The organism is Novosphingobium sp. BL-52-GroH (assembly GCF_044813085.1).
Classification (GTDB): domain Bacteria; phylum Pseudomonadota; class Alphaproteobacteria; order Sphingomonadales; family Sphingomonadaceae; genus Novosphingobium.
Window position 1 is genome coordinate 538,194 of the sequence record NZ_CP171152.1, and the last position, 24,320, is coordinate 562,513.

The window sequence follows — 24,320 nt, forward strand, 5'->3', positions numbered from 1 at the left end:
TCAGGACAAGCCGAGGCGCAGGAAGTCGTGGACGTGGACTATCCCCACCGGCGGGTGCAGCCTGTATTCGCTTCCGACGACGGCGCAGCTGGGCTCGTCGTCGGCGATCACGAAGGCGCAGGTCACTTGGGCGTCGTTAAGCATGCGCAAGGCATCTTGCGCCGCCATGCCCGCCCGCAGGACTCTGGGGTTCTGCGTCATCACCTGCTGCGCGGTCACTTCGCCCAGCACGCTGAAATGACGGCGAAGGTCGCCATCGGTGATGATCCCCAGCAGCCGTCCCGCACGGTCGACGACCCCGGCAATGCCGAAGCCCATCCCCGTCATCGTTGAAATCACCGAGTCCATCCTGAGGTCGGGGCGCACGAGCGGCAGCTTGTCCTTGCCGTGCATCAGTTCGCTGACCGATGCCAGCCGCAGGCCGATCGCACCGCCGGGATGGAGCGACTTGATCTCCTCGCGCCCGAAACCGCGCATGTCCATCAGCACCATGGCGATGGCATCGCCGAGAGCGAGCTGCTGCGCGGTGGACGCGGTCGGCGCGATGTTGACCGGGCAGGCCTCCTGCGCCTCAGGCAACAGCAGGCAGATGTCGGCCCGCCGGTCCACCAGCGAACCGGCGGCCGAGGTCATGCCGACGATCGGAATGTCGAGCACCCGGGCGTGATCGAAGATCGCGCGCAGTTCCGGCGTGTTGCCCGAATTCGACAGGGCCAGGACGATGTCGCCGGGGATCACCATGCCGAGATCGCCGTGCGCCGCCTCTCCGGGATGGACGTAGATCGCGGGCGATCCCGTCGCGGACAGGGTCGCGGCGATCTTGCGGCCGATGTGACCCGACTTGCCGACCCCCGCCACGACGATGCGCCCCGGCGCGGAATAGAGCAGCTTGCAGGCCCTGACGAAGGCATCTCCCAGCGACGCCGCCAGCAAATCCAGGGTGCGTGCCTCGACATCGATGACTTCGCGCGCGCGAAGGAGAATGGTTTCGGACGACCCGCGAGTCTTGAGTATTACTGGCGAAGACAAACGTGATTTTCCAACTTTAAGCTTCAGCCGTAAGCCGCCACGAGCGGAGACCGGAGAAGCGGGGGTACAGTATTCCTTGGGAAGATCAAATACTTCGGCAAAGCCCCTAGTCAACCATCCAGGCGCACACCCCCGGTAATTCGGTAAACGAACGAGACCCCGGGCGATAGTCCGGGAGAAGTCGAGTTCGGCCATTTTACATGTCCTTCCGCCGCAAAACTCCATAAAGTGCGGCCGCATCGGGCTTTGCCACCCATCCTCACCGTCCTCCAGACGAGGATTGCGCGTGAACATCTTTTAACGCCCCCGAACATCTCCAGGCCCCGTCGCCACGGGCATGGAGGGCCAGCCGGCCGACTTTCCCTCATGCGCCTTTCGAAGCTTAGACGGAGACGACCAGCGCGCGCCTTGGTAATAGGTTCGAAACGGATGCGATCAGCCCGCGAACCGGGGGCTAGCGCCGCTTCCCGTCGACCGGCCTGCGCATGCCGACCAGGCTCCAGGGCTGGCCCACCCACCGCTCGAAGCGGTCGCGCGCAGACCACAACCATCCGACCCGGCGCTCCGCGACGCCCGGCAGGCTGAGCACGTCCGCACCCAGCCACGGAAGGAATGGGTTGCGCCGGCTGTACGACCAGATCTCGACGCGCTCCACGGGACGCACCGAGGCCCCGCGCGCATGGAAACCCACGGTATCGGCGACCACCAGCGTATTGGCAGGCACGGCCAGGGCAGTGGCGCCGGGGAGGCCCATCTCCGCGAGATCGGAAGGGCCCACACGCGGCGATCCACGAGCCGAGAGCCGGTCGATGGCGCGTGGATCGGCCAAGCTCCGGCGATATTCCCACGCGAGGCGGCCCCCTTCCATGCGGTGCGAGCCCGGCACGAAACGGAAAGGCGCCTCGTCCGCCTCCACCGGATTGAGGAACAGCCAGGCCTTGAGCGACGAGTGGAAGGCGTCCGCGTGAAGCGATTCCTGCGGATCGGCATCGTTGGCGCCATCGTGCGTAACGATGGTCTGGATGTAGTGCAGCGGCTCGATGCGAAAGCCGGCGACGTAATGGAACAGCGCGCGGATATCCTCGCGAGCGAGAAGCACGCGCAGTTGCGGGATGGCCGCTAGCATGTCCGGGCCGACAGCCAGGCGCCGCGTGATCGCGTCACCCTGCCGCATTTCGCGGGCGGGACCTTCATAATCGAGGATCGCCTGCCGCAGTCGCGCAAATTCCTCCGCCGCCACAATCTCGGGAATCGCGACGAAGCCGTCCCGGTCGAATGCCTCGCGCCAGTCAGGACGGACCGCGCCGGCGAGGCGCCTCCGCCGCCATCCGCACATCGCCGCCGCCAGCCTCACCCGGGCGCGGTGCAGTCCCCAGCGGTTGAGCCGGCGCGATCCGAGCAGCGGGTTGTCGAGGAAGCTCTTGGCCGAGGTTCCCAGTTGCACGATCCACATCGGCAATGCGAAGATGATCCGTATCGGCTTGAGAACATTCATGAATAAAGGCTACCAGATGCCGGGACAGTTTCAGATCGGCCATACGGCTCGATGTTGCAACCGCTTTCGGTTTGCCTCTACAATGCTGCACACGATTACACGGCGCCGTCAACAAGCGGGCACAAATGCCGTCAGGGAGCAACGATGAAGGTTATTTGCGGGCCGCTTCTGGCCCTGGTCGCGGCGCTCGGATCGGCTCCGGCGCTGGCCCAGTCCGTCGACTTGCCGGCGCCCGGCGGGCTCGTGGACCCGAAGCTGGCCCCGTCGGACCCCATCGTCGTCGCCGCACCCTTCGGCCGTCTCGCGTCGCATGGATTCGTTGCTCCGGCCGCCCCGCAGGACCCTTGCGTGCTCGCCGCAGACGGTTCTTGCCGTGTTGCGGGAACGGCCCCTGCCGCCCCCCTCGCGGATGACGCGGCGGAGATGGCGCACTGGAGCCTCGCCACGGCCCGCTCCGATCAGGTCCTGACCCAGGCACCGCGGGCCTATCCCGCCCTCGAGCCAGTCGGGCCGGCGTCCGACGAAAATCGCTATCGCCTCACTGACGAAGGTTGCGGACTAGCTTGCCGGCCCGTCGGCGCGGGAACCGACCCGAACTGGGCGGACCATGTCGAATCCGATTACGGCTTCTGGAAGCAGGTCGGCTCCGTGAAGACCGAATCGCTTGTTTTCCTGGGCTATTTCGGCGTGATGAGCGGCAACAAGCTGTTCAAGGACACCAAGCCCTTCCATTTCAAGAACGAAGGCTGGTTCGGCAAGGACACTGACAACATAGGGGTCGACAAGCTGACCCATGCCTTCAACACCTACCTCCTGGCCGAATTCCTGCACAACCGCATCCATAGGCGCACCGGCGCCTCGGACGGCGACGCCGTGACCGCTGCGATCATCGCCTCGAGCCTCATGATCTTCAACGAGTTCTCGGACGGCATCGAGGTCGATTCCGGCTGGTCGGTCCAGGACGTGCTGATGAACCTGGGCGGAGCGGGATTCTCGGTCCTGCGCAACACGGTTCCCGGCCTCAAGGAGAAGGTCTCGTTCAAGATCGAAGTCATTCCCAACGACCAGATCTACAGCCACGTCGGCAAGAAGCACTATGCGCAGCAACGGTTCATGTTCTCGCTGAAGGGATCGGGCTTCAGGGAGCTCGACAATTCGCCGCTTCGCTACCTCGACCTGCAACTCGGGTACTATGCCTCCGACTTCCTGCTGTCGGACCGCGCGGCGGGCATCGAGCCCAAGCGCCACCTTTTCGTCGGCGTCGGCCTCAACCTGGGCGAGTTGCTGTTCGGCAAGTCGACCTCCAGGGTCGGCAAGGCGGCCTATTCGTTCCTCGACTATTTTCAGGTGCCATACACATCGCTGCGCTACGACACGACGGGCCGCCTGGGCAATTGAGTCTACTGGACGCGTGATGATTGTCGATATCCAACTACGGTGGACGGCAGCGCGGGAACCGCGTCGAGCCGCCAATCCAGCGCTGCCTTCGCATCGCGCGGCCGGCCGGCCGCCATCCGCGTGACGGCCATCCAGGTGACGGCGGCCTTCCTCCGCATCCCCCCCTTCCCTCGCCATCGCGCGCCTGCGCTGGGCAATCCTGGACCGGGGGAAGCCGGCGGAAACGTCGCCGCCGCCTTGCGCCGGGCGCGGGTGGGCGGAACTTTCTGGGGTCCTGCGCCGACGCTGCCAACGGGACGGGATGTTCTGGTCCATGCTTCCTCGGCCCGGCGGGCAGCCGCGCTCATGGCCTTCGTGGCAGCGGAAGGGCTGTCCGATCGCGCGGTCACCCTGGGCCCCCTTCGAGGCTTCGAAAGCATGCCCGGCCTCGCCAACGAAAGCGATCCCTGGGCCGCCTGCGAGGGCGCATCGCTGGTGCTCGTCGATGCCGATAGCGAGATCGCACTGGTCGCCGCGCTGGTGGGGACCCCGCTTCGCATCGAGGGCGAAGGTCGGTTCGCCGCGCTGGCGAACCCGGCCTCACTCGACGAGGTGCTGGAGCGCGAGGTCGGTGCAGGCTGGCGATATCGCGACCCCTTCCATGGCACTGCCCTCTCCGCAGTCGAGGCGATTGCGATGCTCGGGCGGTGGCGGACCATGATAGAGGCCAACCGGCGCTTCGTGCAGGTGCACGGCGTCGCGCGGTGGAAGCAGGTCACCGCCGACGCGCTGCTATGGGACGGCGCCGGGCCCGTCCGCCACGCCGGCGGCCGGGCACCCCTGCCCGCTACGGGCGCCTGCGTGGCCGCGTGGGTTGCACGCAGCGATGCCGATTCGCTGGCTGCAATGGCCGCGCACGGCGTGCGCATAGGCGAAATCGAGGACGGCATGATCCGCTCAACCGGGCTGGGCGCCAACTGCGTGCCGCCGCTGTCGATCGTGGTCGATGCCGCCGGGCCGCATTTCGATCCCGCGCAGGCGAGCGAACTCGAAACCATCCTGCAAACTGTGGACATCGACGAAACCCTGCTCGCCCGCGCCGCGGCGCTGCGCGAAACGCTGGTCCGCGCCGGGATCAGCAAGTACGGGCAGGATCAGGCCCATGCGGTCGCCCCCGGGCGCGCCGACGGTCGTCGCCGGGTCCTCGTCACAGGGCAGGTCGAGGACGACCGCTCGGTCCTGAGCGGAGGGTGCGGGCTCGACAACCTCGAACTGCTGCGCCGCGCGCGCGCGCTGGAACCGGACGCGCACATCGTCTTCAAACCGCATCCCGACGTCGAGGCCGGCCATCGCAAGGGCCGCGTCCCCGATGCACAGGCGCTTGGGCTGGCCGACGAGATCGACCGCTCGTCGTCGATCGCAGCCCTGCTCGACCGGATCGACGCGATCCACGTCCTCACCTCGCTCGCGGGGTTCGAGGCGCTCATGCGCGGCTGCGAGGTTGTCACCCACGGCGTTCCCTTTTATGCGGGCTGGGGGCTGACGCGCGACATGGGGCCGGTGCCGGACCGACGCTCGCGCCGCAGGAGTCTGGATGAACTGGTGGCCGCGACCCTGATCCTCTACCCCCGCTACCTCGACCCGGTCACGCGCCTGCCGTGCGAGGCGGAACTGCTGGTGGAGCGCATCGCCGCGGGCCAGGCGGTCGTGCGTTCGCCGCTGATCCGCCTGCGCGAGATGCAGGGCCGGATGAAGCGCCTCATGGGCAGGACGTTCCAGGCATGAAGCCGATGATGCTCGCCCCCGGTGCCCGGCGTTTCCTGTTCCTGCAAGGCCCGCCCGGCCCGTTCTTCCGACGGCTCGGCGGCGCCCTGACGGAACGCGGCGCCGTGGTCCACCGCATCAACCTGTCCGGTGGCGATGCGCGCGACTGGCCCGACGGGGCAAAAAGCTATCGCGGCCTCATGCACGACTGGCCGCTGTTCTTCGACCGCTTCGTGCAGGAGAACGGCATCACCGACGTCGTCCTCTATGGCGACTGCCGCCCCGTCCACATGCGGGCCACACGCCTGGCGCAACTGCGGGGCATCCATATCCACGTATTCGAGGAAGGCTATATCCGGCCCGACTGGATGACGCTCGAGCGCGATGGCGTGAACGGCCATTCCACCTTCGAGCGCGATCCGCAGGCGCTGCTTGCCGCTGCCGCCCTGCTTCCCGAGATTCCCTCGCTGCCGCCGATAACGGCTTCGTTCAACCGTCGCGCGCGGGACAGCTACTGGCACTACCACAACGTGGTGACGGGTCGTCTGCTGTTGCGCTTCCCGTTCTATCGCACGCACCGGCCAGGCTCGATCATCGCCGAGGGCATCGGCTGGATTCGTCGGTTCCAGCTACGCGACAGGCGAGCGCGACAGGCGCGCGAAACGCTCGAGACGATCGAGGGCCGGCCGTATTTCCTCTTCCCGCTCCAGCTTTCGGGCGACTACCAGATTCGCGCGCATTCGCCGTTCCTGTCGATGGCGATGGCGCTGGACTACGTGCTAGACAGTTTCGCGCGCCACGCGCCGAAGAGCGCATTGCTGGTGGTCAAGGAGCATCCCCTCGACGTCGGCTACCGTAACTGGCGCCGCACGATCCGCCGCCGTAGCGCGCATCATGGCCTCGCGGGGCGCGTGATGCACATCGACGGGGGAGACCTCCAGGCCCTCTGCGAGCATTCGCAAGGTGTCGTCTGCGTCAACAGCACTTCCGGCACACTGGCGCTTTCGGCGGGAATGCCTGTGATCGTGCTGGGCGACGCGGTATACGACGTCCCCGGCATCACCCACCAGGCCTCGCTCGATCGGTTCTGGACGAAGCCGGAACTTCCCGATGCGGCGCTATACGAGGCCTTCCGCAAGGTGTTGCATGCCCAGTGCCTTGTGCGCGGCGGCCTTGCCAGCGAGTCCGCGACGCAGACCTTGGTGGACAACAGCGTCGAGCGCCTGCTCGTGCCGGTCGAAGCGCCCGACGGCCCCGCGATCCGCCGCCGCATCCGCGCGCTGTTCAATTGATCGCCATGAGCGTCATCCGTCCGCGCGGATGAGATTCTAGGACGACGGCTCCAGGTTCGCATCGGGCAGGCGGCCGCGGGCGCGCAGGACATTGAACAAGCGGTTCACCAGCGGGTTCGACCAGCCGGAATTGGTGGCGAAGTCGCGCTGGAGGGTGTCGTGGTGGATCTGGTGCGCCTCCGGGCTCATCAACAGGCCGAGCTTACGCAGCGTCAAGATGAACCAGGGGTTGTCCCGCCGATGCAGGGTTCCGTGGAAGTATTGCGCAAAGCCTCCGCCGACGAGGAACGCGAAGCAGCCCGCCGTCACCCATCCCGGCACCGGCCAGGCCAGCGCCGCCACGTTCAGCAGGACCGAAAGCGGAAGGGCGCCGGCGACCACCGTGGAGCCGATCAGGCGCCACAACTGCCGGCGGCCCAGCGCATCGGGCCGCGGGTGATGGTTCTTGAAGTCGTAGGAGATGCGCTCGAAGGGATTGAGCCGTGCCATCCGTTCCCGGAACAGGCGCTGGTACTCCTCGGACTCTCGCGATCCGGGGTAGAAGAACACCGCGTCCAACCCCATGCCGGGCCGGCAGGCCCGATAGTCCATGTACATGTGGATCAGGCCGGAGAGCAGGTCCGCCGCGTACCACGCCGCCAGCATCGCCGGGATCGCCAGCCAGTGCGGATCGGCCAGAGCGAAAGCGAGGTTAAGGCCCAAAGACGCGAGGAAGGTCGCCAACAGGAGCTTTTGCAACGCCATAATCCGTCCGGGTTACACCGCTGCCGCCCGCTTGCCAATCGCGACAGTGGCTTGCTAGGCGCAAAGCCATGCCCGCACGCCCGGGACGATCACGGAAAGCGCGCACCTTGCCTCTGCCCCACCCTGTGTCTGCCCCCTCGCCCGAAGGTTCCGAGCGGCCCGTCGTGCTCGACGTGAGCCGGCTCGTATGGCGGCTCTGGCGACGGCGCCTGCCGACCGGGATCGACCGCGTCTGCCTTGCCTATCTCGAGGCATTCGCAAGCCGCTCGCTGGCGCTGCTGCAATGGCGCGGCTACCGGGCGGTGCTGGGCGAGCGGGACAGCGACGCGCTGTTCGCCCTGCTTGCCCGAAGCGGCGCCAGCGGCCTTTCCCGCAAGCGGCTGGTCGTGCTGCTCGCCCGCGCGATTCCCGCGGCACTCGCGCAGCGGCCGAGTCTCGGCGGGCGGGTGTACCTCAACGTCGGCCATACCGGGCTCCACGACGATACCCTGCCCGGCTGGCTACGGCGCGCCGGACTGCGCCCGGTCCATCTGGTGCATGACCTGATCCCGATCACCCACCCCGAATTCTGCCGCGCCGGCGAGGCAGCGAAACACACGCAGCGCATGCGCAATGCCCTGCGCGGCGCAAGCGGGATCGTGGTCAACTCGGCAGACACCGGAACCCACCTGGACCGCTTTGCCGCCGACCAGGGGCTGGCCATGCCGCCACTGCTGGTCGCGCCTCTGGGCATCGAGCGGCTCTTCCCCGCGACCGGGCGCAGTCCACACCCGAGGCCCTACTTCCTGAGTCTCGGCACGATCGAAGGCCGCAAGAACCACATGCTCCTGCTGCGGGCATGGGACCGCCTGCGCCAGGATCTGGGCGCCGCCACTCCCGACCTCGTGCTGATCGGGCAGCGCGGATGGAAAGCGCGGGAAACCTTCGCGCTGCTCGACGCTCCACCCGCCCGGCACGGCATCGTGATCGAGCTGGGCCATTGCAGCGATCGGGACCTCGCCGGCTGGATCGACCATGCCCGCGCCATGCTCATGCCCAGCCGCGTCGAAGGCTACGGACTGCCGGTGCTGGAGGCCCTTTCGCGCGGGACGCCGGTGATCGCGAGCCATCTCGAGGTCTACCGCGAGATCGCCGCCGGCATCCCGCTGTTGCTCGATCCCGACGACGTGGCGGGCTGGTGCGACGCGGTCCGCGAATACCTTGGCGATGGCCCGGATCGTGAACGCCAGCTCCGCGCCTTGGCGCAGTACACGCCCCCGGACTGGGCCGGGCACATGGCGCTGGTGGAACAATGGCTGATGCGCCTGCCGCGCGCATAGCGCCTCGTCAGCGACAGGCGCTCCAGCCGCCGGCGCGGCGAGCCTGATCGAGGTGCAAGTGGTCGGCATGGGCGGCGTTGTAATCGGGCGACAGGACAGTGGCGAAGCCGGCGCAGGCGCTGTCCCGCACCATGTGGAGGAACGCCGAGGCTTCCACGCCCGACGTGCCCCGCGCGCGCCAGTCGCGGCGAACGCTGATGCGGCGCCCATCGGCGAGGACGAAGGCGGCGATGTCGATCGCGTTTCCGGTCGCGTGCTCGCTCCAGGTGCCCTCGTCACCCCCACCGATCCGGCGACAGTTGGCAGTGCCCAGGTGCTCGACGCGCACGACCCGCGTGCCCAGCGTGGCCACGGCGGCGGGTTGCACGCCATTGTGCAGCCACCAGGCGAGGCCGGCGTCGATTGCGCACGTCGCCTGCGCGCCGCCAGGCCGCAACGCGATGTCGAGCCACGCCGGGGCCGCCAGCGCCTTGCGATCATCCCTGCGGCAAGAGCCTTCGCCGGCCGGCGCCAGCGCAGTCGCATCGATGCCGCTCCGCCCGAGAAATGCGCGGCAAACCGCCCGTTCGGTGCGCAGCGCGGCGATCTTGCGCGAGGTCGCCCAGCCCGCCGGGTCGTCGAGAGCGAGCGGTGTCCACGGGTCGTGCTCCGGATGGTCGCGCAGCCAGGCCCTGCCCGCCACCAGCAGGCAACCGCCGAGCAGCAGGGTCAGGACGATGCGATCGAGCGGAGCAAAGGCCATGCGGTGACAAGTCGTCGCGGTCCCGTTCGTTTCAACCGGTCGGCCCGCGCCGCCCGCCTTAGTCCATCATCGCGAAGATCGCCCAGGCGAGGCAGGTGGCGGCGATGAACAGCGCCCAGGACCAGTAGAAGCCGTGGCCCTGCACCATGACATGCTCGATCGCCAGCATGCCCCCGCGCGACCCGTTCGATCCGATTACGCCTGAAACGATCCAGGTCAGCAGCGCTCCCGGGATCAGGGCCTTGAAGAAAGCCATGGCATTCCACCTCTAACGATCTCGCACTTGTCGGTAGTCCTAGCATGCGCTGGTTAAGCCGTCGTTAGCGCCTCCGCCGTCGCTCGCCTGGGCGTATGTGCGCCACGCTGCGTCCGATGCCACGCGCGCCTTTCGGAACGCCAAGATTTTCCCCGCGCTTTCATCGTCGAAGGAGGACTGCCCCATGACCATGATCCAGACCCGCGACGGCACCCATCTGCGCGTCAAGACGCTCGGCGAAGGTCGCCCCGTCGTGATGATCCACGGCTGGCCGCTCTCGGCCAATTCCTGGGATCCTGTGATGATCGCCCTTGCCGAGAACGGCTATCGCGCCATCGCCTACGACCGCCGCGGCTTCGGGCGCTCGGACCAGCCGCCCAGGGGCTACGAATACGATACCTTCACCGACGACCTCGCCGACGTGATGGAGGCAACCGGCGCCACGGACGACGTCGCCCTTGTCGGCTTCTCGATGGGTGGCGGTGAAGTCGCGCGCTACATGTCCCGCCATGGCGGGCGCGGGGTCAGCCAAGCTGTGCTGATCTCCTCGGTCGTACCCTACATGCTCCAGACCGACGACAATCCCAAGGGCGTACCCGACCGCGTCTTTCAGGAGATGACCGAGGGCATGAAGAACGATTTCCGGAAGTTCTTCACCGGATTCTTCAAGGAGTTCTACGGCGTCGGCCTGCTCAGCCACCCGGTCAGCGACGAGGAGCTGCGCTGGGCCTGGCAGACGACGATGCAGGCCGGGCAATACGCCACGCTGCAGGCGGCTGCCGCCTTCGCCTATACCGACTTCCGCCCTGACCTGCCGCACTTCCGGGTGCCGACACTGGTCATCCATGGCACCGCCGATGCTACTGTGCCGATCGAGGCAACCGGGCGGGTGGTGGCGGCGCAAGTCCCCTCGGCCGATCTGGTCGAATACGAGGGCGAACCGCACGGCGTCTTCGCCACGCAGACGCAGCGCCTCTCGGAAGATCTCATCACATTCCTGAGCGGCGGCAAAATCGAGGCGCGCCAAGGCATGATCGATGCGCTCACCGCTGATACCCTGGCCATGGGCACGCTCTGAGGCGATGTCGACAAGCTTGTGGATAAGCCTGGGACAAGCCGGGCAGATCCTAGGGACAAAAAAAGGGGAGCGCTGCGGCGCTCCCCTTTCGTTTACGCGATGACGGCGGCGTTCAGACCACCGGCGGAACCGGCTGCGGCGGCACGTCGGGGTCTCCTTCGTGCACTTCCACATGGCCGCGACCGACATGGCTGCGGCTGCGGCTATAGGCGTAGTAGACTATGAGCCCGATCACCGCCCAGCCCACGAACAGCGCGATCGTGTGGAACGAGAGGCTGAAGAAGAGGTAGATGCATCCCAGGATCGCGACGGGGGCGGTCACCATCACCGCCGGCGTGCGGAACGGGCGCTTGCGATCGGGATCGGTGCGGCGCAGCACCATCACCGCGATCGAGACGGCCGCGAAGGCGAACAACGTGCCCGAGTTGGACACGTCGGCCAGCAGGCCCACCGGGAAGAACGCCGCGAAGATCGCGACGAAGATGCCGGTCAGCAGGGTGATGACGTGCGGGGTGTGGAAGCGCGGGTGAACCTTCGAGAAGAATTCCGGCAGCAAACCGTCGCGGCTCATCACGAAGAAGATGCGGGTCTGGCCGAACATCATCATCAGGATGACGGACGGCAGCGCGATGATCGCGGCGGCGCCCACGAGCCAGCCCACGAACGGGTAGCCGACCTGACGCAGGGTCCAGGCCAGCGCTTCCTTCGAGCACACGACCGCCGCGTCCTGGATCGAGGAGCAGGCCTGAGCCAGCGACGGCGTTCCCGGCGACAGCACTTCACCGCCCGGCCCGAAGACCGGCTGCGCCCCGACCGTGCCGATCACGCCGGCAGCCACGAGCATGTAGAAGATGGTGCAGATCCCGAGGCTGCCGATGAGGCCGATGGGCATGTTGCGCTGGGGGTTCTTGGTTTCTTCCGCGGCGGTCGAGACCGCGTCGAAGCCGACGTAGGCGAAGAAGATCGACGCCGCCGCCCCCGAAATGCCTGCGAAGCCGAGCGGCGCGAAGGGGGTGAACTGGCCGGACTTGATGACCGGGATGGTCAGCACGACGAAGAACGCGAGCGCGAGGATCTTGATGCCCACGAGCACCGCGTTGACGGTGGCGCTTTCCTTGGTGCCCTTGATGAGCAGTGCGGTGACCAGAGCCGCGATCAGCATGGCCGGCAGGTTGATGATGCCACCGTCGAACGGTCCCCGCACCAGCGCCAGCGGGATGTCGATGTGGAAGCTCGAATTGAGCCAGCCGATGAAGTATCCTGACCACCCGACCGAAACGGCGCCCGCCGCGATCGCGTATTCCAGGATCAGCGCCCAGCCGACCATCCAGGCGACGACTTCGCCCATCACCGCGTAGCTGTAGGTGTAGGCGGAACCCGAGACCGGCACCATCGCCGCCATTTCGGCGTAACACAAAGCTGCCACGGCGCAGACGAAGCCGGCGATGACGAACGAGAGCATCATGCCGGGACCCGCCTTCTGCGCGGCCTCGGCGGTCAGGACGAAGATACCCGTGCCGATGACCGCGCCGATGCCCAGCATGGTCAACTGGAATGCGCCCAAGGATCGGTGAAGTGATTTCTTTTCCGCCGTTGCCAAAATGGCGTCGAGCGGCTTTACGCGTCCGAACATCAATGGACCCCCATTTTTTTAATGGGCGGAGGCTAACGACAAGCAGCCGCTTGGCAAGCGGGAACGCGCGCGATTACCCAACTTAGCGAAATCGCCCGTGCCTTTGCAACGAGAGCACGGCGCGCTAGAAGCCCGTCCCATGTCCACGACCTTCCAACTCGACACCGCGACCAGCCGTGCCAATCCCACGCCCGCGCCGATGAAGCGCCTGACCGTGCCGGCGATCCGCCGCCGCAAGAAGGACGGCGCGACCGCCGAGCCGATCGTCATGCTCACGGCCTACACTGCGCGCCAGGCCCAGCTTCTCGACGCGCACTGCGACCTGCTGCTGGTGGGAGACAGCCTTGGCCAGGTGATCTACGGTCTGCCGTCCAGCGTGCCGGTGACGCTGGAGATGATGATTGCCCACGGCGCCGCCGTGGTGCGCGGCAGCTATCATGCCGTCGTCATCGTCGACATGCCGTTCGGCACGTACGAGCAGTCGCCGCAGCAGGCGTTCGAGAACGCCGCAAGGCTGCTCAAGGAGACCGGGTGCGCCGGCGTGAAGCTCGAAGGAGGCGCGGCGATGGCCGCAACCGTTCGGTTCCTGAACGAACGCGGCATCCCGGTGATGGGCCATATCGGCCTGACCCCGCAGGCGGTGAACGTGCTGGGCGGCTACAATGCACGCGGCCGCAGCGATGCCGAGGCGCAGAAGATCGTGTCCGACGCCCGGGCGCTGGACGATGCGGGCGCGTTCTCGATCGTTGTCGAAGGCGTGGTCGAGCCGATCGCGATCGAGGCGACCCGGGCGATCGGCTGCCCCACCATCGGCATCGGCGGCTCGGCCCAGTGCGACGGGCAAGTGCTGGTGACCGAGGACATGCTGGGCATGTTCGAGCGCGTCCCGCGGTTCGTGAAGCGCTATGCCGACATGGCCGGCCTGGTGTCGGACGCCGCGGCACGGTACGCGGCGGAAGTGCGCGAGCGCAGCTTCCCGGGCGTGGAGCAGACCTACCAGCCGAAGTAGCGCGGTCAGGCCGGAACCGGCGATTATCCGGGAGCGCGCAACCTCGCGCGTGAATCGGCGATCAGCGGGGTGTCGCCCACGATCGCCTGCGCCTTGTCTAGCAGCGCCCGCGCCTCCACCGGACGGTCGCCGAGCGCTGCGTAACTGTAGGCCAGGGCCTGCGTAGCCATCGGGCTGGCCCGTTGCAGGCGGTAGGCCGCCAACGCATTGTCGCGCGCCGCTTCGAAATCGCCCGTGCCGGCTTCCGCCAATGCCAGGTCGGACAACAACTGGACGTCGCCCTCCCCTCCGTTGTCGCGCAGCCACGCCAGGATGGCGCGGGCGCGGCCAGGGTCGCCGGTGCCGGTGGCGATCTGCGCCGCCGCGCGCAGGGCCGGCCGGCTGGTCGGGTTCTGGCGCAAGTAGCCTTCGACCAGTTCCTGCCCGCCCTTCAGGTCCCGCGCCATGGCATAGGCCGCGAAGCGCCGCAGGAAGAGGGTCTCGGGCATCCGGATCTCCGCCGCCAGCGCATAGCGCGCCTGCGCTTCGCGCGCGTGACCCATCGCCAGTTGCACGTCTCCGGCCAGTGCCTGGGCATCGTAGAAGCCCGGATCGGACTTGCGCGTTGCCTCCGCCGCCGCCTGGGCCGAGCCGGTTTGCCCGAGGGCGAGCAGCGCCCCGATGCGCCCCGCATCGCCCAGTACCCGCAGCGCGGCTACCAGAGGGCGGGCGGCCCGGTCGAGCAGTTCGCCGGCGCGCTGGCGATCGCCCAGCGCCTCGAAGGCGCGCGCGACGCTCGTCAGCACGTAGGGCGACGCCTCGCCGTCGGCGATGTCCGCCGCGAAGCGCAAGGTCGCGTAGCGGTACTGCCCCCCCATGGCGATGGCCCGGGCCAGCAGTTCGCGTGCGCGCAGGTTGTCGGGCCGGGCACGCAGGACGGCTTCCAGCGCCTCGGACGCGGCGCCGGGATTGCCGGCCGCGATCTCGACGACGCCGCGCAGCAGTTGCACTCCGGGCTGGCCGTCGAGTTTGCCTTTCGTGCGCTGTAGCAGACCACGGGCGAGCGCGTAGTTGTCAGCCCGTGCCGCCAACGCCGCCTGCAGGTAATAGGCACGCGGATTCTTCGGGCTGAGCTGGAGGACCCGGCGCGTCACCGTCAGGCACTCGCTGGCGCGGCCCAGTTCGCCCAGCGTCGCGGCATATTCGAGCAGGACGGCAACGTCCTTCGGGTCGTTGACGACAGCCCGCTCGAACCACGGGATCGCGGCCAGCAGGCCGTAGCGGTCGCGCACCAGCCGGCCGCGAAACTCAAGCGCCCGCACGCTCGCGGGGTCGAGCGCAAGGGCGTGGTCGGCCGCCTCGATCGCGAGGCGATGCTCGCCGCCCGCGTAGCGCAAATGCCCGATCTCGACCCACAGCGAGGCGTCCCCGGGAATGATCGCAAGCGCCTTGTCGTAAGCACGGCCCGATGCCGGTAAGTGGCCGTCGAGCCGTTCGAGCAGCCCTAGCGAGCGCCAGCCTGCGGCGGCGGTCGAGGGCGAGAAGCGACCGGCCGCCAGCCAGGGCCGCGCGCGGTCGCGCCGGTCCTGCATCATCAGCGCCTGTCCCATCAGGGCATTGACCTCGATGGCGGGAGCCCCGCGTTCGAGCGCCGCGCGCAGCTTCATCTCGGCATCGATGCCGTCGCCGCGCCCGATGGCCCGGCGGGCCTCGTCCAGGAGCACGCTGCGCTGCGCGCGCTCGCCATGCGCCGGCACCGCCCCCAGCGACAGGAAAAGGACGACGCTGGCGATGCACAGCATCGGCGGCAGCGCCAGTGCGAGCCACCGTGCCTTGCCGCCGCCCTTCCGCGCCCGACGCCCCCCGCGCCCGGCCGGTTCAGGACTGGAGATCGTACTGCTTGAGCAGGTCATAGAGAGTGGGTCGGCTGATCCCGAGCATCTTGGCGGTGCTGGAGATATTGCCCTCGCTGCGGGCGAGCGCGTGGCGGATGACCTTGCGGTCCGACTGTTCGCGCGCCGTCTTGAGGTTGAGCGCGTTGACGACGTCCTCGTCGGGTTCGGCGAGGTCGAGGTCGGCGGCGCTGACCAGCTTCTCGTCGGCCATTATGACCGCGCGCTTCACCCGGTTCTCCAGCTCGCGCACGTTGCCGGGCCAAGCCCAGGCATCGATGGCGGCCAGCGCGTCGGCGGCGAAACCACGCACGCGCGGGTTCATTTCCTTGGCGTAGCGGTTGAGGAAGGCCTTCGCCAACAGCGTGGGATCGCCCGGTCGCTCGGCCAGGCTGGGAATGCGCACGACGATTTCGGCCAGGCGGTAATAAAGGTCCTCACGGAAGCGCCCTTCGGCGATCATCGCCTCCAGGTCCTGGTGCGTGGCGCACACGATACGGGTGTCGACCGGGATCGATTCGCGGCTGCCGACTCGCTCGATCACGCGCTCCTGCAGGAAGCGCAGCAGCTTGACCTGGAGCTGGAGCGGAATGTCGCCCACCTCGTCGAGGAACAGGGTGCCGCCGGCGGCCTGCTCGATCTTGCCCGGGGTCGTCTTGACGGCGCCGGTGAAGGCCCCCTTCTCGTGTCCGAACAGCTCGCTTTCCAGCAGGTTTTCGGGGATCGCCGCACAGTTGATGGCGACGAACTCGCGCTTGGCCCGGCCGCTCGCATCGTGGAGGCCGCGCGCAAGCAGTTCCTTGCCGGTGCCGCTGGCTCCCAGCAGCATGACCGAGACGTTGGTGTTGGCCACCCGCTCGATCGTGCGCGCGACGCGGACCATTTCGGGCGCAGCGGTAATCATGCGGCCCAGGACCTTCTCGTCCTTCTCCACCCTGCCGGCGAGACGGCGGTTCTCCTCTTCCAGCTGGTGGAGTTGCAGTGCGCGCCGCACGATGAGGCCGAGCGCGTCGATGTCGACCGGCTTCTGATAGAAATCGTAAGCACCGCGCGCGATCGCCTGGAGCGCGGATTCGCGGGCGTTGTGCCCCGAGGCGACGACGACCTTGGTGTCGGGCTTGAGCGCCATGATCTCGTCGAGCACGGCGAAACCTTCGGTGGTGCCGTCGGGGTCCGGTGGCAGGCCGAGGTCGAGCGTCACGACGTCGGGCATTTCCGAGCGCAGAAGGGCGATCGCGGTGGGCCGGTCGCTGGCGACGATGACCTCGAAGTCCTCGTAGGCCCACTTGAGCTGCGCCTGCAGCCCCGCGTCGTCCTCGACGATGAGCAGTTTGGGCAGCTTGGCGGCGGTATCGGTCATCAAGCTACCTTCTGGTCGGGGTTTGCGAGGATCTGGTAGAGGTCGCCGGCAGCCGCGAGCGGCAGGCGCACCACGAAGCGCGAGCCCAGCCCTTCGCGCGATTCGACGTCGAGCCGCCCCCGCATCGCCCGTACGAGTTCGCGTGCCTCGAAGGCACCGATGCCGAAGCCCCCGGTCTTGGTCGACACGAACGGCTTGAACAGGCGGTTGCGCACGAAGTCGGCGCTCATGCCGCAGCCCGAATCGAGCACTTCGAAGCGGGCGTTGAGCCCGTCGAGCGTGAGCGAGACGAAGACCGGGCTTTCCGGACGGCTGGCATCGATCGCGTTCTGGACGAGATGCATGAGCACTTGCTCGAGCGAATGGCGGTTGGCGGTGATGGCGACGTCGCGGGTCTCGGCCAGCACGACCTGCGCATTGGCGCGGAAGCGGTCCATCACCACCGAGAGCACTTCGGCCGCCGGCACCTGCTCCAGCTTCTCGACCGCGCCGGTGCCATAGCGTGAAAGACGGGCCAGCAGCGCGTTGAGCTTGTCCGATGAATTGCGCAGCGTCACCAGCATGTCGGCGCGGAAGGCGGGCTTCTCGGCATGGAGTTCGGCATTGCGGGCAAGCAGGCTGAACTGGCTGGCGAGGTTCTTGATGTCGTGCATCACGAAGGCGATGCGGCGGTGGAAGTCCTCGAACCGGGCGGATTCGGCAAGAGCCAGCTGGCTGGAATTCTCCGCAAGATAGCTGGCGACCTGCTGGCCGATGACGCGCAGGAGGTCGAAATCCTCCCAGTCGAACTTGCGGGCCAGTTGCGGGCGGGCGAGTACGACCATGCCGACGAGGCGTTCGTAATGGACCAGCGGGATCAGGGCCCAGCCGCGCGGATGATCGAGCAGCCAACGCGGCACCTCGCCCTCGCCGTCCGCGGCACCCGACTTGAGGCCCGCGCGCACGTCGTCGAGGTCGGCGATGTAGCCGGTGCGCTCGAAATGACCGATGCTGGTGACCGGGACGGCGATCGCGGGGACTTCGATCTCGGGCCAGTTCCAGCGCGCGGCGAGGGTCAGCTCGCCTTGGTCGCCCGGGGTCAGCAGGAGGCCGGCCGGGCTCTCGAAGACATCGGCTATGGACTGGACGACGCGCTCGCCCAGCGGCGCCGACTGGTCGCCGCCGCTGCCTATGGTGCGGGTGAAGCGCAGCCATTCCTCGCGATAGTCGTAGCGGTGCTGGAAGAAGTGCTTGGCAAGCGTCACCTTGAGCCAGGCGCGGACGCGGCGCGAAGGCAACACCACCAGCGCCAGCGCGCTCGCCAGCGTCAGGAAGGCCAGCTCGATCAGCCGGGCGAAGTTGCCGCCCGCATAGGACAACCACTGCGCCACCGCGACCATGGCGACGAGATAGACGCCGATCACCAGCAGCGAGAAGGTCTGGAACGTTACCGCGCGCGAGGGGCGCAGGCGCAGGTCGTCGCGGTTGCCCGCCGCCGCGATGGCGATGCAGGCCGCCAGCGCCGCCGTGGCGATCCCGCGCAGGGCGGCGATCTCGTAGGGCCAAGTGCCTGCGAGGTAGGCGATCGTGTAAAGGTTGAGGTCGAAGGCCCAGAGCGCGGCCAGCCCGACGGCAGGCCAGCGCAGGGCGGCGCGCGATTCGCGTGGGGACCCGGCGTAGAGGTTGTGCACCAGCACCAGCCCGCCCACCGTCACCAGCAGGCGGAACATCACGTTGAACTCGAACGCGACCTGCAGCACGTCACGGTCGATGGCCAGGCGCGACAGGCCATAGTCGACGCCCAGGTGGAGCAGTTCGACGAAGCCGAGCGAGAGGATCACCGGCCGGATCGGCGCGAGACTGGCGTGCCGCCCGTCGCTGGCGAAAAGGCGATAGATCACGACCAGCCACCCGAGATTGCGCGCGCTTTCGGCCAGCGAGGGCGCGAACACCGCCGCCGGCGAGGCGGTAGCCGCCGCGCAGGCAAGGCTCCACAAGGCGGTCAGGAACAGCGCGAAGACGACCGCGGTGCCGGCCTGCCCGAAACGGTCGCGCCGCGTGGCGAGCCACAGGCCCACGCTCGCCAGCGCGATCGCGCCGGAAAGGTCGAGCGCGACGCCGATCGTCGTCCAGACCGCTGGATGAAGCGCTGCCATCAGCGCGCGCCCTCGCTCCACAGCACGACGCGCAACGTCTGCAGGATGATGAGGAAGTCGAGGAACGGAGTGTAGTTCTTGGCGTAGTAGAGGTCGTATTCGAGCTTGTGCCGCGAATCCTCGATCGAGGCGCCGTAAGGGTAGTTGATCTGCGCCCAGCCGGTGATGCCCGGCTTCACCATGTGCCGTTCGGCGTAGTAGCGTAGCTGTTCCTCGAGATCGGCGACGAACTCCGGGCGCTCGGGACGTGGGCCGACGAAGCTCATCTCGCCCTTGAGCACGGTCCAGGCCTGGGGCAGTTCGTCGATGCGCACCTTGCGGATGAAGCGGCCGATGCGGGTGACGCGCGGGTCGTCCTTGGAAGCCCACTGGGCGCCGGCGATCTCGGCGTCGGTGCGCATCGAGCGCAGCTTGATGACGTCGAAGCATTCGCCGAACAGGCCCACGCGGGGCTGGCGGTAGAAGGCCGGGCCCCGGCTGTCGATCTTCACCAGGGCCGCGAACAAGGCGATGACCGGTGCCGTGGCGACCAGGACCAGCGCGCTCGCACCGATGTCGAACACGCGTTTGGCGGCGCTGGAAATCGCGCGGCCGGACGAAAAGCCGTCGGAAAAGATCAACCAGCTCGGGTTGACGGTGTCGAGGTCGACGCGGCCGGTCTCGCGTTCGAGGAAACTGGAGAACTCGTTGACGTGGACGCCGGCCGTCTTGATCCGCAACAGGTCCTTGAGCGGCAGCGCATTGCGGCGCTCCTCCAGTGCCAGGACCACTTCGCTGACACCCAGGTTCTCGACGTAGCGCGTCAGATTGTGGATGGCCGAGCGCGAGATCGCTTCCTCGATGACTGGCTGGCCATCGCTCATCATGATGTAGCCGACGATCGCGAAGCCCGCCTCGGGCCGGTCGCCCAGCAGCCGCAATCGCTGCGCGCGTTCTCCGGCACCGAGCACGAGGACACGGCGGCGGAAGGAACTGGTACCGAGGAACGCTCCCAGCAACAGGCGGTTGAAAATCAGCAGGACGATCGCGAAGGCCATCGAATAGGCCAGCGTCGAGCGCCAGAAGTTCTGCCCGCCGACGAGGAAATCGGCGAACGACAGCGCGATCACGCCCAGCGAGATGGCGACCAGCAGCCGGGCCGCGGCAAAGCGCTTGGACCGCAGCGCCTCGCCGCCGTAGACGCCGACCGAGATCATCGAGAGCGAGATCACCGCCGCGAAGGCAGCATGGGCGCCCAGCCTCTCGACCAGCATGCCGGGATCGATGCCGATCTGTTCGGAGCGCAGGCGCCAGGACGTCTCGTTGGCAATCGCCAGCAGAGCCACGTCGACCAGCCAGAGCAGGACCACCGCGTGCGGAATGTAGTGTTTGAACAGACGAATCATCGTCGCTTACGCCATCCTTCGCTGCCGGATTACGGCTCTGCGAGGAGGCCTAGAGCAAAAGCGTGAACTGTCGGTTACCTTGACAGCGCAAACCGCGAAGGGCGCGCTTGCGTAACGGCATGCGCTGTCGGCACATCTTACAACCGTCGATGGAGCCGATTTTCCGCCCTCAGGATTTCGGCATGAGCCGCAGTGCCGTGAACGTCAGTGCCTGCGCCGCCGCCCCGATCACCTGGTCCGCGACGGGCGCCCAGAACGGGCTGTGCAGTGAGGGCATCGGCGTGCCGCCGGCCTTGGCCGCCGCCAGCTTCGCCGGGTCGGCGCCGCCCACCCACAGGATCAGCGACTTGATGTGGGACTCGTCGGCGCGGCGGAATTCGCCGAAATCCTCGCCGCCCATGACCGAGGGCGTGAACAGCACCCTGTCGGCGCCGAGCTTGCCCTTGAGGTCGGCTACTGCCTCCTCGGTAAACTCGGGCGTGTTCCAGGTAGCGCGAGTGTGCGGTTCCTTGACGGTGACTTGGGGCATCTGCGCTTCGGTGAGACCCGAGGCGATCGCCTCGCCCTGCGCGACGCGGCGGATGCCGGCGATCAGCCGATCGCGGGTCTCGTCCGAATAGCTGCGCACGGTGAGCTGCAGCCGCGCCTCGTCAGGGATGATGTTGTGCCGCGTGCCGGAATGAAAAGACCCCACCGTCACCACCACGGGATCGACCGGGTTGGTGTCCCGGCTGACGAGGGTTTGCAGCTTCATGACGATGGCGCTGCCCAGCACCACGGGATCGCGGGTGGTGTGGGGATAGGCGCCGTGGCCGCCCACGCCCTTGACCAGGATGTCGACGCTGTCGACATTGGCCAGCGCCCAGCCCTTCGCCGCACCGACCGTGCCCGCAGGAAGTTCCGGCGTGTCGTGGAAGGCCAGCGTGTAGTCGGGCTTGGGGAAGCGCGTATAGAGGCCGTCCTCCAGCATCGCCAACGCACCGGCCCCGGATTCTTCGGCGGGCTGGCCGATCATCACCAGCGTGCCCGACCATTCGCCCTTGCGCGCCGCCAGAAGCCGCGCCGTCTCGATCCAGGCCGTCATGTGGGTGTCGTGGCCGCAGGCGTGCATGATCCCGCTCTCCACCCCGGCGAGCGAGATGCCGCGCTTGGTCGAGGCGAAAGGCAGCCCGGTCTGCTCGGTCACCGGCAGGCCGTCCATGTCGGCGCGGATCAGGACGGTGGGCCCCTCCCCGTTGCGCAGCACCGCAACGATGCCGGTCTTGCCGACCTTCTCGGTAACCGTGAAGCCCGCCTTGCGCGCAGCGTCGGCCATGATTTTGGGGCTGCGCAGTTCCTGGAAGCTCAATTCCGGGTTGGCGTGCAGGTCGCGATAGATCGCCATCAGCCCCGGCATGTCGCGCGACACCGCCTCCTGCACCGCCTCGGCGTGGGCCGGGAGCGAGAAAGCCGCAGAGGCAAGACTGGCGAAGGGAAGGCCGGCGAGGGCGAGAAGGGGAATGCGCATGCGCGCAAGCTACGTCACCGATTCCGGCGCGGCAATCGCCGATGAACGGCAATCACGGTTCCCGGGCGGGTGATGAAGTTTTTCTCGCAGACCCGATAGAATCCCCCAATCGACATTCTCTACCGAATGCATAGATTGAACCTCGAACGAAGGGTTAGCCTCTCGCTCCGCGGCATTTGATGGCTGTCAGCTTGCTCCGCGTAACCAACCGCTAAAGCGCACGAAACCAAAGGCGACAACGCCGGCTTCGTGCCTCCCGTAAGGAGATACGAAATGCTCGATACGATTTCCCGCACCAAGTCCACGGTCCTGCGTGCCAGACCCGCGGCGAGCCCTCGCTTCACGCATCCTTCGTGGCGCGCAAGCTTCGAGCCGAGACCCAGCGACGGCGACGCCGCGATACGCAGTGCCGGCGACTTCTGGTCGCGGCTCGGTCTGTGACCCGCCGATGACGAAATCGGGCGGCATCGAAGGTTGTGCTCTCCAGGTTCTCCTTCGATGTCGCCCGTTAACCTGAGTTGTGCCAGAAAAGCCCAGTGAAGACCGCACTCATCATCCGTCACGTTCCCCACGAAGGGGTCGCCGGCTACCGCCAGCCCATCGAAGACGCGGGCTACGACGTGTCGCGCATCGACGTGACCGACCCGGAATTCTCGACGCTCGACTTGCGCGAGCCGGACCTGCTCATCATGATGGGGGGCCCCATGGGCGTCTACGAACAGGACCGCCATCCCTGGATAAGCTGCCAGTTACGCCGCCTCGCGCAGCGCCTCGAGGCTGACCGCCCGACGCTGGGCGTGTGCTTCGGCGCGCAGATGATGGCAAGCGCGCTCGGCGCCAGGGTCCATCCCGGCCCCGCCAAGGAAGTCGGCTTCCACCCCGTCCAGATCCACGAGCACGCTGCTTGCAGCCCGTTGCGCCACTTGCACGAAGTGCCGGTGCTGCACTGGCACGGCGACACTTTCACGCGCCCCGCAGGCGTGGAAATCCTGGCATCGAGCCGGCTCTACGAGCACCAGGCGTTCCGCCGAGGCCGCAACCTGCTGGCGCTCCAGTTCCACGCCGAGATGGGCGAAGATCCCCGATTCGACGCCTGGATGGAGCAGTGGCCCGAAGCCGTCATCGAGGCCGGCGGTTGCCCCAGGGCCCTGCGCCGTGCCCATGACGAACTGGGCCCCGGTGCCGTGGCCGCAGGCCGCGCGGCGATCGCGGACTGGTTGACGGACCTGAACTGAACGTCGCCGGGTCGGGCCTAAAGGCCGCCCACGGTCCCGGGCCTGGCCCGGGACGGCGCCCACCACAGCTGGACATGCACCCGCCAGTCTTGCGGAACGCGGTATGTGCAAAGCGCGATGGAGATGGCCGCAACCGCGCCGCCGGCGATGACCTCCACGAGATAATGCGCGCCCTCGATCGGAGTCGCGGCGATCAGGGCGGCGTTCAGGGCCAGGAGCGGCACCCGGTAGACGGGAATGCTCCAGGCGGCCCAGGCGAACAGGACGCCTGCGGTGGTGTGGAAACTGGGAAAGCCGATAAGGCCGATCACCGCCGCGATGTCGACGGCGCCGAATGTGCGCGAACGCAGGGCCTCGATCACATGAACGTGCAGGTCGCGCGTGATCGGCAGGTAGCCGGCCCGGTCGCCAAGAAGATGCGCGAATGCATCCTTCGCCGGGGCCACGGCGAAGATCGCAACCGTGATCGCCAGTGCAACGGCAAAGGTTACCATGAAGCGCTGCAGCACGTCTTCGCGACGGTAGAGCACCAGCCCTGCGACGAGCAGCAAAGGCGTGAGCGAGATGGTCGTATAGGCGGTACGGCCAAGCGCCATCAGCAACGGATGGCTCGTCCAGACCCGGTATAGCGCCAACCAGTCGAAGCCGATGGCCAGATCGAGGTCCCGCAGCGGGGCATCGACCCAACCCGTGCTGCGTGCTGCCAGGGCGTATGTCGCGATGGCGCCTGCGAAGCTGATCGCGGCGAACAGGCTGACGCCGTGCACGATCGTGACGGCAGTGCGCCCCAACGAGGTCTCGAAGTGGTCACGCCGGGAACAGGCGTACCAACTCAGGATGGCGGAGGCGATCACCATCAGGAAACGCGGGGCGGACGTGGCGCCGATGCCCTGCCACACCAGCATGAGGCAGCTTGTTCCGATGACCGAAAGTGAAATAAGCCACAGCTTGTTGTAGACTGCCATTCGGTCCCCCGCCTCGCCGGCAACCGATTAACGCCAGATGGTTAAGCAATCCGCACCAAGCTACGGGATAATACCGAAGGTTCGGTCTGCGGTCGCGGATTTCCGCGACTTCCGCAGGAAAAGG

General features: G+C 67.5%; 20 protein-coding genes. 8 read left to right on the forward strand and 12 right to left on the reverse strand.

Annotated elements, in window-relative coordinates:
• Together ACFFDA_RS15195 and ACFFDA_RS15200 are read right to left on the reverse strand one after the other, a co-directional pair.
• Complete coding sequence (locus ACFFDA_RS15195) at nucleotides 1-1,029, reverse strand: SIS domain-containing protein (protein ID WP_404481419.1); 1,029 nt, start codon at nucleotides 1,027-1,029, stop codon at nucleotides 1-3.
• Nucleotides 1,030-1,483: 454 nt separating this feature from the next.
• Nucleotides 1,484-2,524: a phytanoyl-CoA dioxygenase family protein gene (locus ACFFDA_RS15200; RefSeq protein ID WP_404481421.1), complete on the reverse strand. Its 1,041-nt coding sequence runs from the start codon at nucleotides 2,522-2,524 to the stop codon at nucleotides 1,484-1,486.
• Nucleotides 2,525-2,668: 144 nt separating this feature from the next.
• Here ACFFDA_RS15200 and ACFFDA_RS15205 point away from each other — a divergent pair, with 144 nt between their 5' ends.
• Genes ACFFDA_RS15205 through ACFFDA_RS15215 form a run of 3 tightly spaced genes read left to right on the forward strand, consistent with a single transcriptional unit; the run spans nucleotide 2,669 to nucleotide 6,957 of the window.
• Nucleotides 2,669-3,922 (forward strand): DUF2279 domain-containing protein, encoded by a 1,254-nt coding sequence (locus tag ACFFDA_RS15205; RefSeq protein ID WP_404481423.1) that lies wholly within the window; start codon nucleotides 2,669-2,671, stop codon nucleotides 3,920-3,922.
• Between the two features lie 39 nt (nucleotides 3,923-3,961).
• Nucleotides 3,962-5,686, forward strand: coding sequence for a beta-3-deoxy-D-manno-oct-2-ulosonic acid transferase (locus ACFFDA_RS15210; protein ID WP_404481424.1), 1,725 nt, complete (start codon nucleotides 3,962-3,964; stop codon nucleotides 5,684-5,686).
• Nucleotides 5,683-6,957: a capsule biosynthesis protein gene (locus ACFFDA_RS15215; protein ID WP_404481426.1), complete on the forward strand. Its 1,275-nt coding sequence runs from the start codon at nucleotides 5,683-5,685 to the stop codon at nucleotides 6,955-6,957. Before ACFFDA_RS15210 ends, ACFFDA_RS15215 begins: the two co-directional genes overlap by 4 nt.
• Nucleotides 6,958-6,993: 36 nt before the next feature.
• Here the strand turns inward: ACFFDA_RS15215 and ACFFDA_RS15220 are convergent, their stop codons facing one another.
• The gene (locus tag ACFFDA_RS15220) at nucleotides 6,994-7,680 is read right to left on the reverse strand and encodes a fatty acid desaturase CarF family protein (RefSeq protein WP_404481427.1); all 687 of its coding nucleotides are present in this window, start codon (nucleotides 7,678-7,680) and stop codon (nucleotides 6,994-6,996) included.
• Between the two features lie 128 nt (nucleotides 7,681-7,808).
• Here ACFFDA_RS15220 and ACFFDA_RS15225 point away from each other — a divergent pair, with 128 nt between their 5' ends.
• Nucleotides 7,809-9,020, forward strand: a complete 1,212-nt coding sequence (locus ACFFDA_RS15225) for a glycosyltransferase family 4 protein (RefSeq protein WP_404481429.1) — start codon at nucleotides 7,809-7,811, stop codon at nucleotides 9,018-9,020.
• 7 nt (nucleotides 9,021-9,027) lie between these two features.
• On the opposite strand, the gene ACFFDA_RS15230 is transcribed toward ACFFDA_RS15225, so the two are convergent.
• Entirely contained in the window at nucleotides 9,028-9,762 is a 735-nt protein-coding gene (locus ACFFDA_RS15230) for an extensin family protein (RefSeq protein ID WP_404481432.1), read from the reverse strand.
• A gap of 58 nt (nucleotides 9,763-9,820) precedes the next feature.
• Nucleotides 9,821-10,018, reverse strand: coding sequence for a hypothetical protein (locus tag ACFFDA_RS15235; RefSeq protein ID WP_404481434.1), 198 nt, complete (start codon nucleotides 10,016-10,018; stop codon nucleotides 9,821-9,823).
• 184 nt (nucleotides 10,019-10,202) lie between these two features.
• Here ACFFDA_RS15235 and ACFFDA_RS15240 point away from each other — a divergent pair, with 184 nt between their 5' ends.
• Nucleotides 10,203-11,096 (forward strand): alpha/beta fold hydrolase, encoded by an 894-nt coding sequence (locus tag ACFFDA_RS15240; protein ID WP_404481436.1) that lies wholly within the window; start codon nucleotides 10,203-10,205, stop codon nucleotides 11,094-11,096.
• A 112-nt stretch (nucleotides 11,097-11,208) separates the two neighbouring features.
• Here ACFFDA_RS15240 and ACFFDA_RS15245 read toward each other — a convergent pair whose 3' ends face one another.
• Nucleotides 11,209-12,732, reverse strand: a complete 1,524-nt coding sequence (locus tag ACFFDA_RS15245; protein WP_404481438.1) for an amino acid permease — start codon at nucleotides 12,730-12,732, stop codon at nucleotides 11,209-11,211.
• Between the two features lie 136 nt (nucleotides 12,733-12,868).
• Here ACFFDA_RS15245 and panB point away from each other — a divergent pair, with 136 nt between their 5' ends.
• Entirely contained in the window at nucleotides 12,869-13,738 is an 870-nt protein-coding gene (panB, locus tag ACFFDA_RS15250; protein ID WP_404481440.1) for a 3-methyl-2-oxobutanoate hydroxymethyltransferase, read from the forward strand.
• Nucleotides 13,739-13,761: 23 nt separating this feature from the next.
• Here the strand turns inward: panB and ACFFDA_RS15255 are convergent, their stop codons facing one another.
• The 5 genes from ACFFDA_RS15255 to ACFFDA_RS15275 form a co-directional block, all read right to left on the reverse strand.
• On the reverse strand, nucleotides 13,762-15,630 hold the full coding sequence (locus ACFFDA_RS15255) for a tetratricopeptide repeat protein (RefSeq protein ID WP_404481441.1): 1,869 nt from the start codon (nucleotides 15,628-15,630) through the stop codon (nucleotides 13,762-13,764).
• Nucleotides 15,596-16,969, reverse strand: coding sequence for a PEP-CTERM-box response regulator transcription factor (prsR, locus tag ACFFDA_RS15260; RefSeq protein ID WP_404481443.1), 1,374 nt, complete (start codon nucleotides 16,967-16,969; stop codon nucleotides 15,596-15,598). The genes ACFFDA_RS15255 and prsR overlap by 35 nt, the downstream gene beginning before the upstream one ends.
• Entirely contained in the window at nucleotides 16,969-19,104 is a 2,136-nt protein-coding gene (prsK, locus tag ACFFDA_RS15265; protein ID WP_404481445.1) for an XrtA/PEP-CTERM system histidine kinase PrsK, read from the reverse strand. Before prsK ends, prsR begins: the two co-directional genes overlap by 1 nt.
• Entirely contained in the window at nucleotides 19,104-20,489 is a 1,386-nt protein-coding gene (locus ACFFDA_RS15270) for a TIGR03013 family XrtA/PEP-CTERM system glycosyltransferase (RefSeq protein WP_404481447.1), read from the reverse strand. Before ACFFDA_RS15270 ends, prsK begins: the two co-directional genes overlap by 1 nt.
• 169 nt (nucleotides 20,490-20,658) lie before the next feature.
• A complete protein-coding gene (locus ACFFDA_RS15275) occupies nucleotides 20,659-21,996 on the reverse strand; it encodes an amidohydrolase (RefSeq protein ID WP_404481449.1) in 1,338 nt (445 codons plus the stop codon).
• A 273-nt stretch (nucleotides 21,997-22,269) separates the two neighbouring features.
• Between ACFFDA_RS15275 and ACFFDA_RS15280 the strand changes: the two genes are divergently transcribed.
• The gene (locus tag ACFFDA_RS15280; protein WP_404481451.1) at nucleotides 22,270-22,437 is read left to right on the forward strand and encodes a hypothetical protein; all 168 of its coding nucleotides are present in this window, start codon (nucleotides 22,270-22,272) and stop codon (nucleotides 22,435-22,437) included.
• Nucleotides 22,438-22,532: 95 nt separating this feature from the next.
• Complete coding sequence (locus ACFFDA_RS15285) at nucleotides 22,533-23,231, forward strand: glutamine amidotransferase (protein WP_404481452.1); 699 nt, start codon at nucleotides 22,533-22,535, stop codon at nucleotides 23,229-23,231.
• Between the two features lie 17 nt (nucleotides 23,232-23,248).
• Here ACFFDA_RS15285 and ACFFDA_RS15290 read toward each other — a convergent pair whose 3' ends face one another.
• Nucleotides 23,249-24,196, reverse strand: a complete 948-nt coding sequence (locus ACFFDA_RS15290) for a phosphatase PAP2 family protein (RefSeq protein ID WP_404481454.1) — start codon at nucleotides 24,194-24,196, stop codon at nucleotides 23,249-23,251.
• Nucleotides 24,197-24,320: the final 124 nt, after the last annotated feature.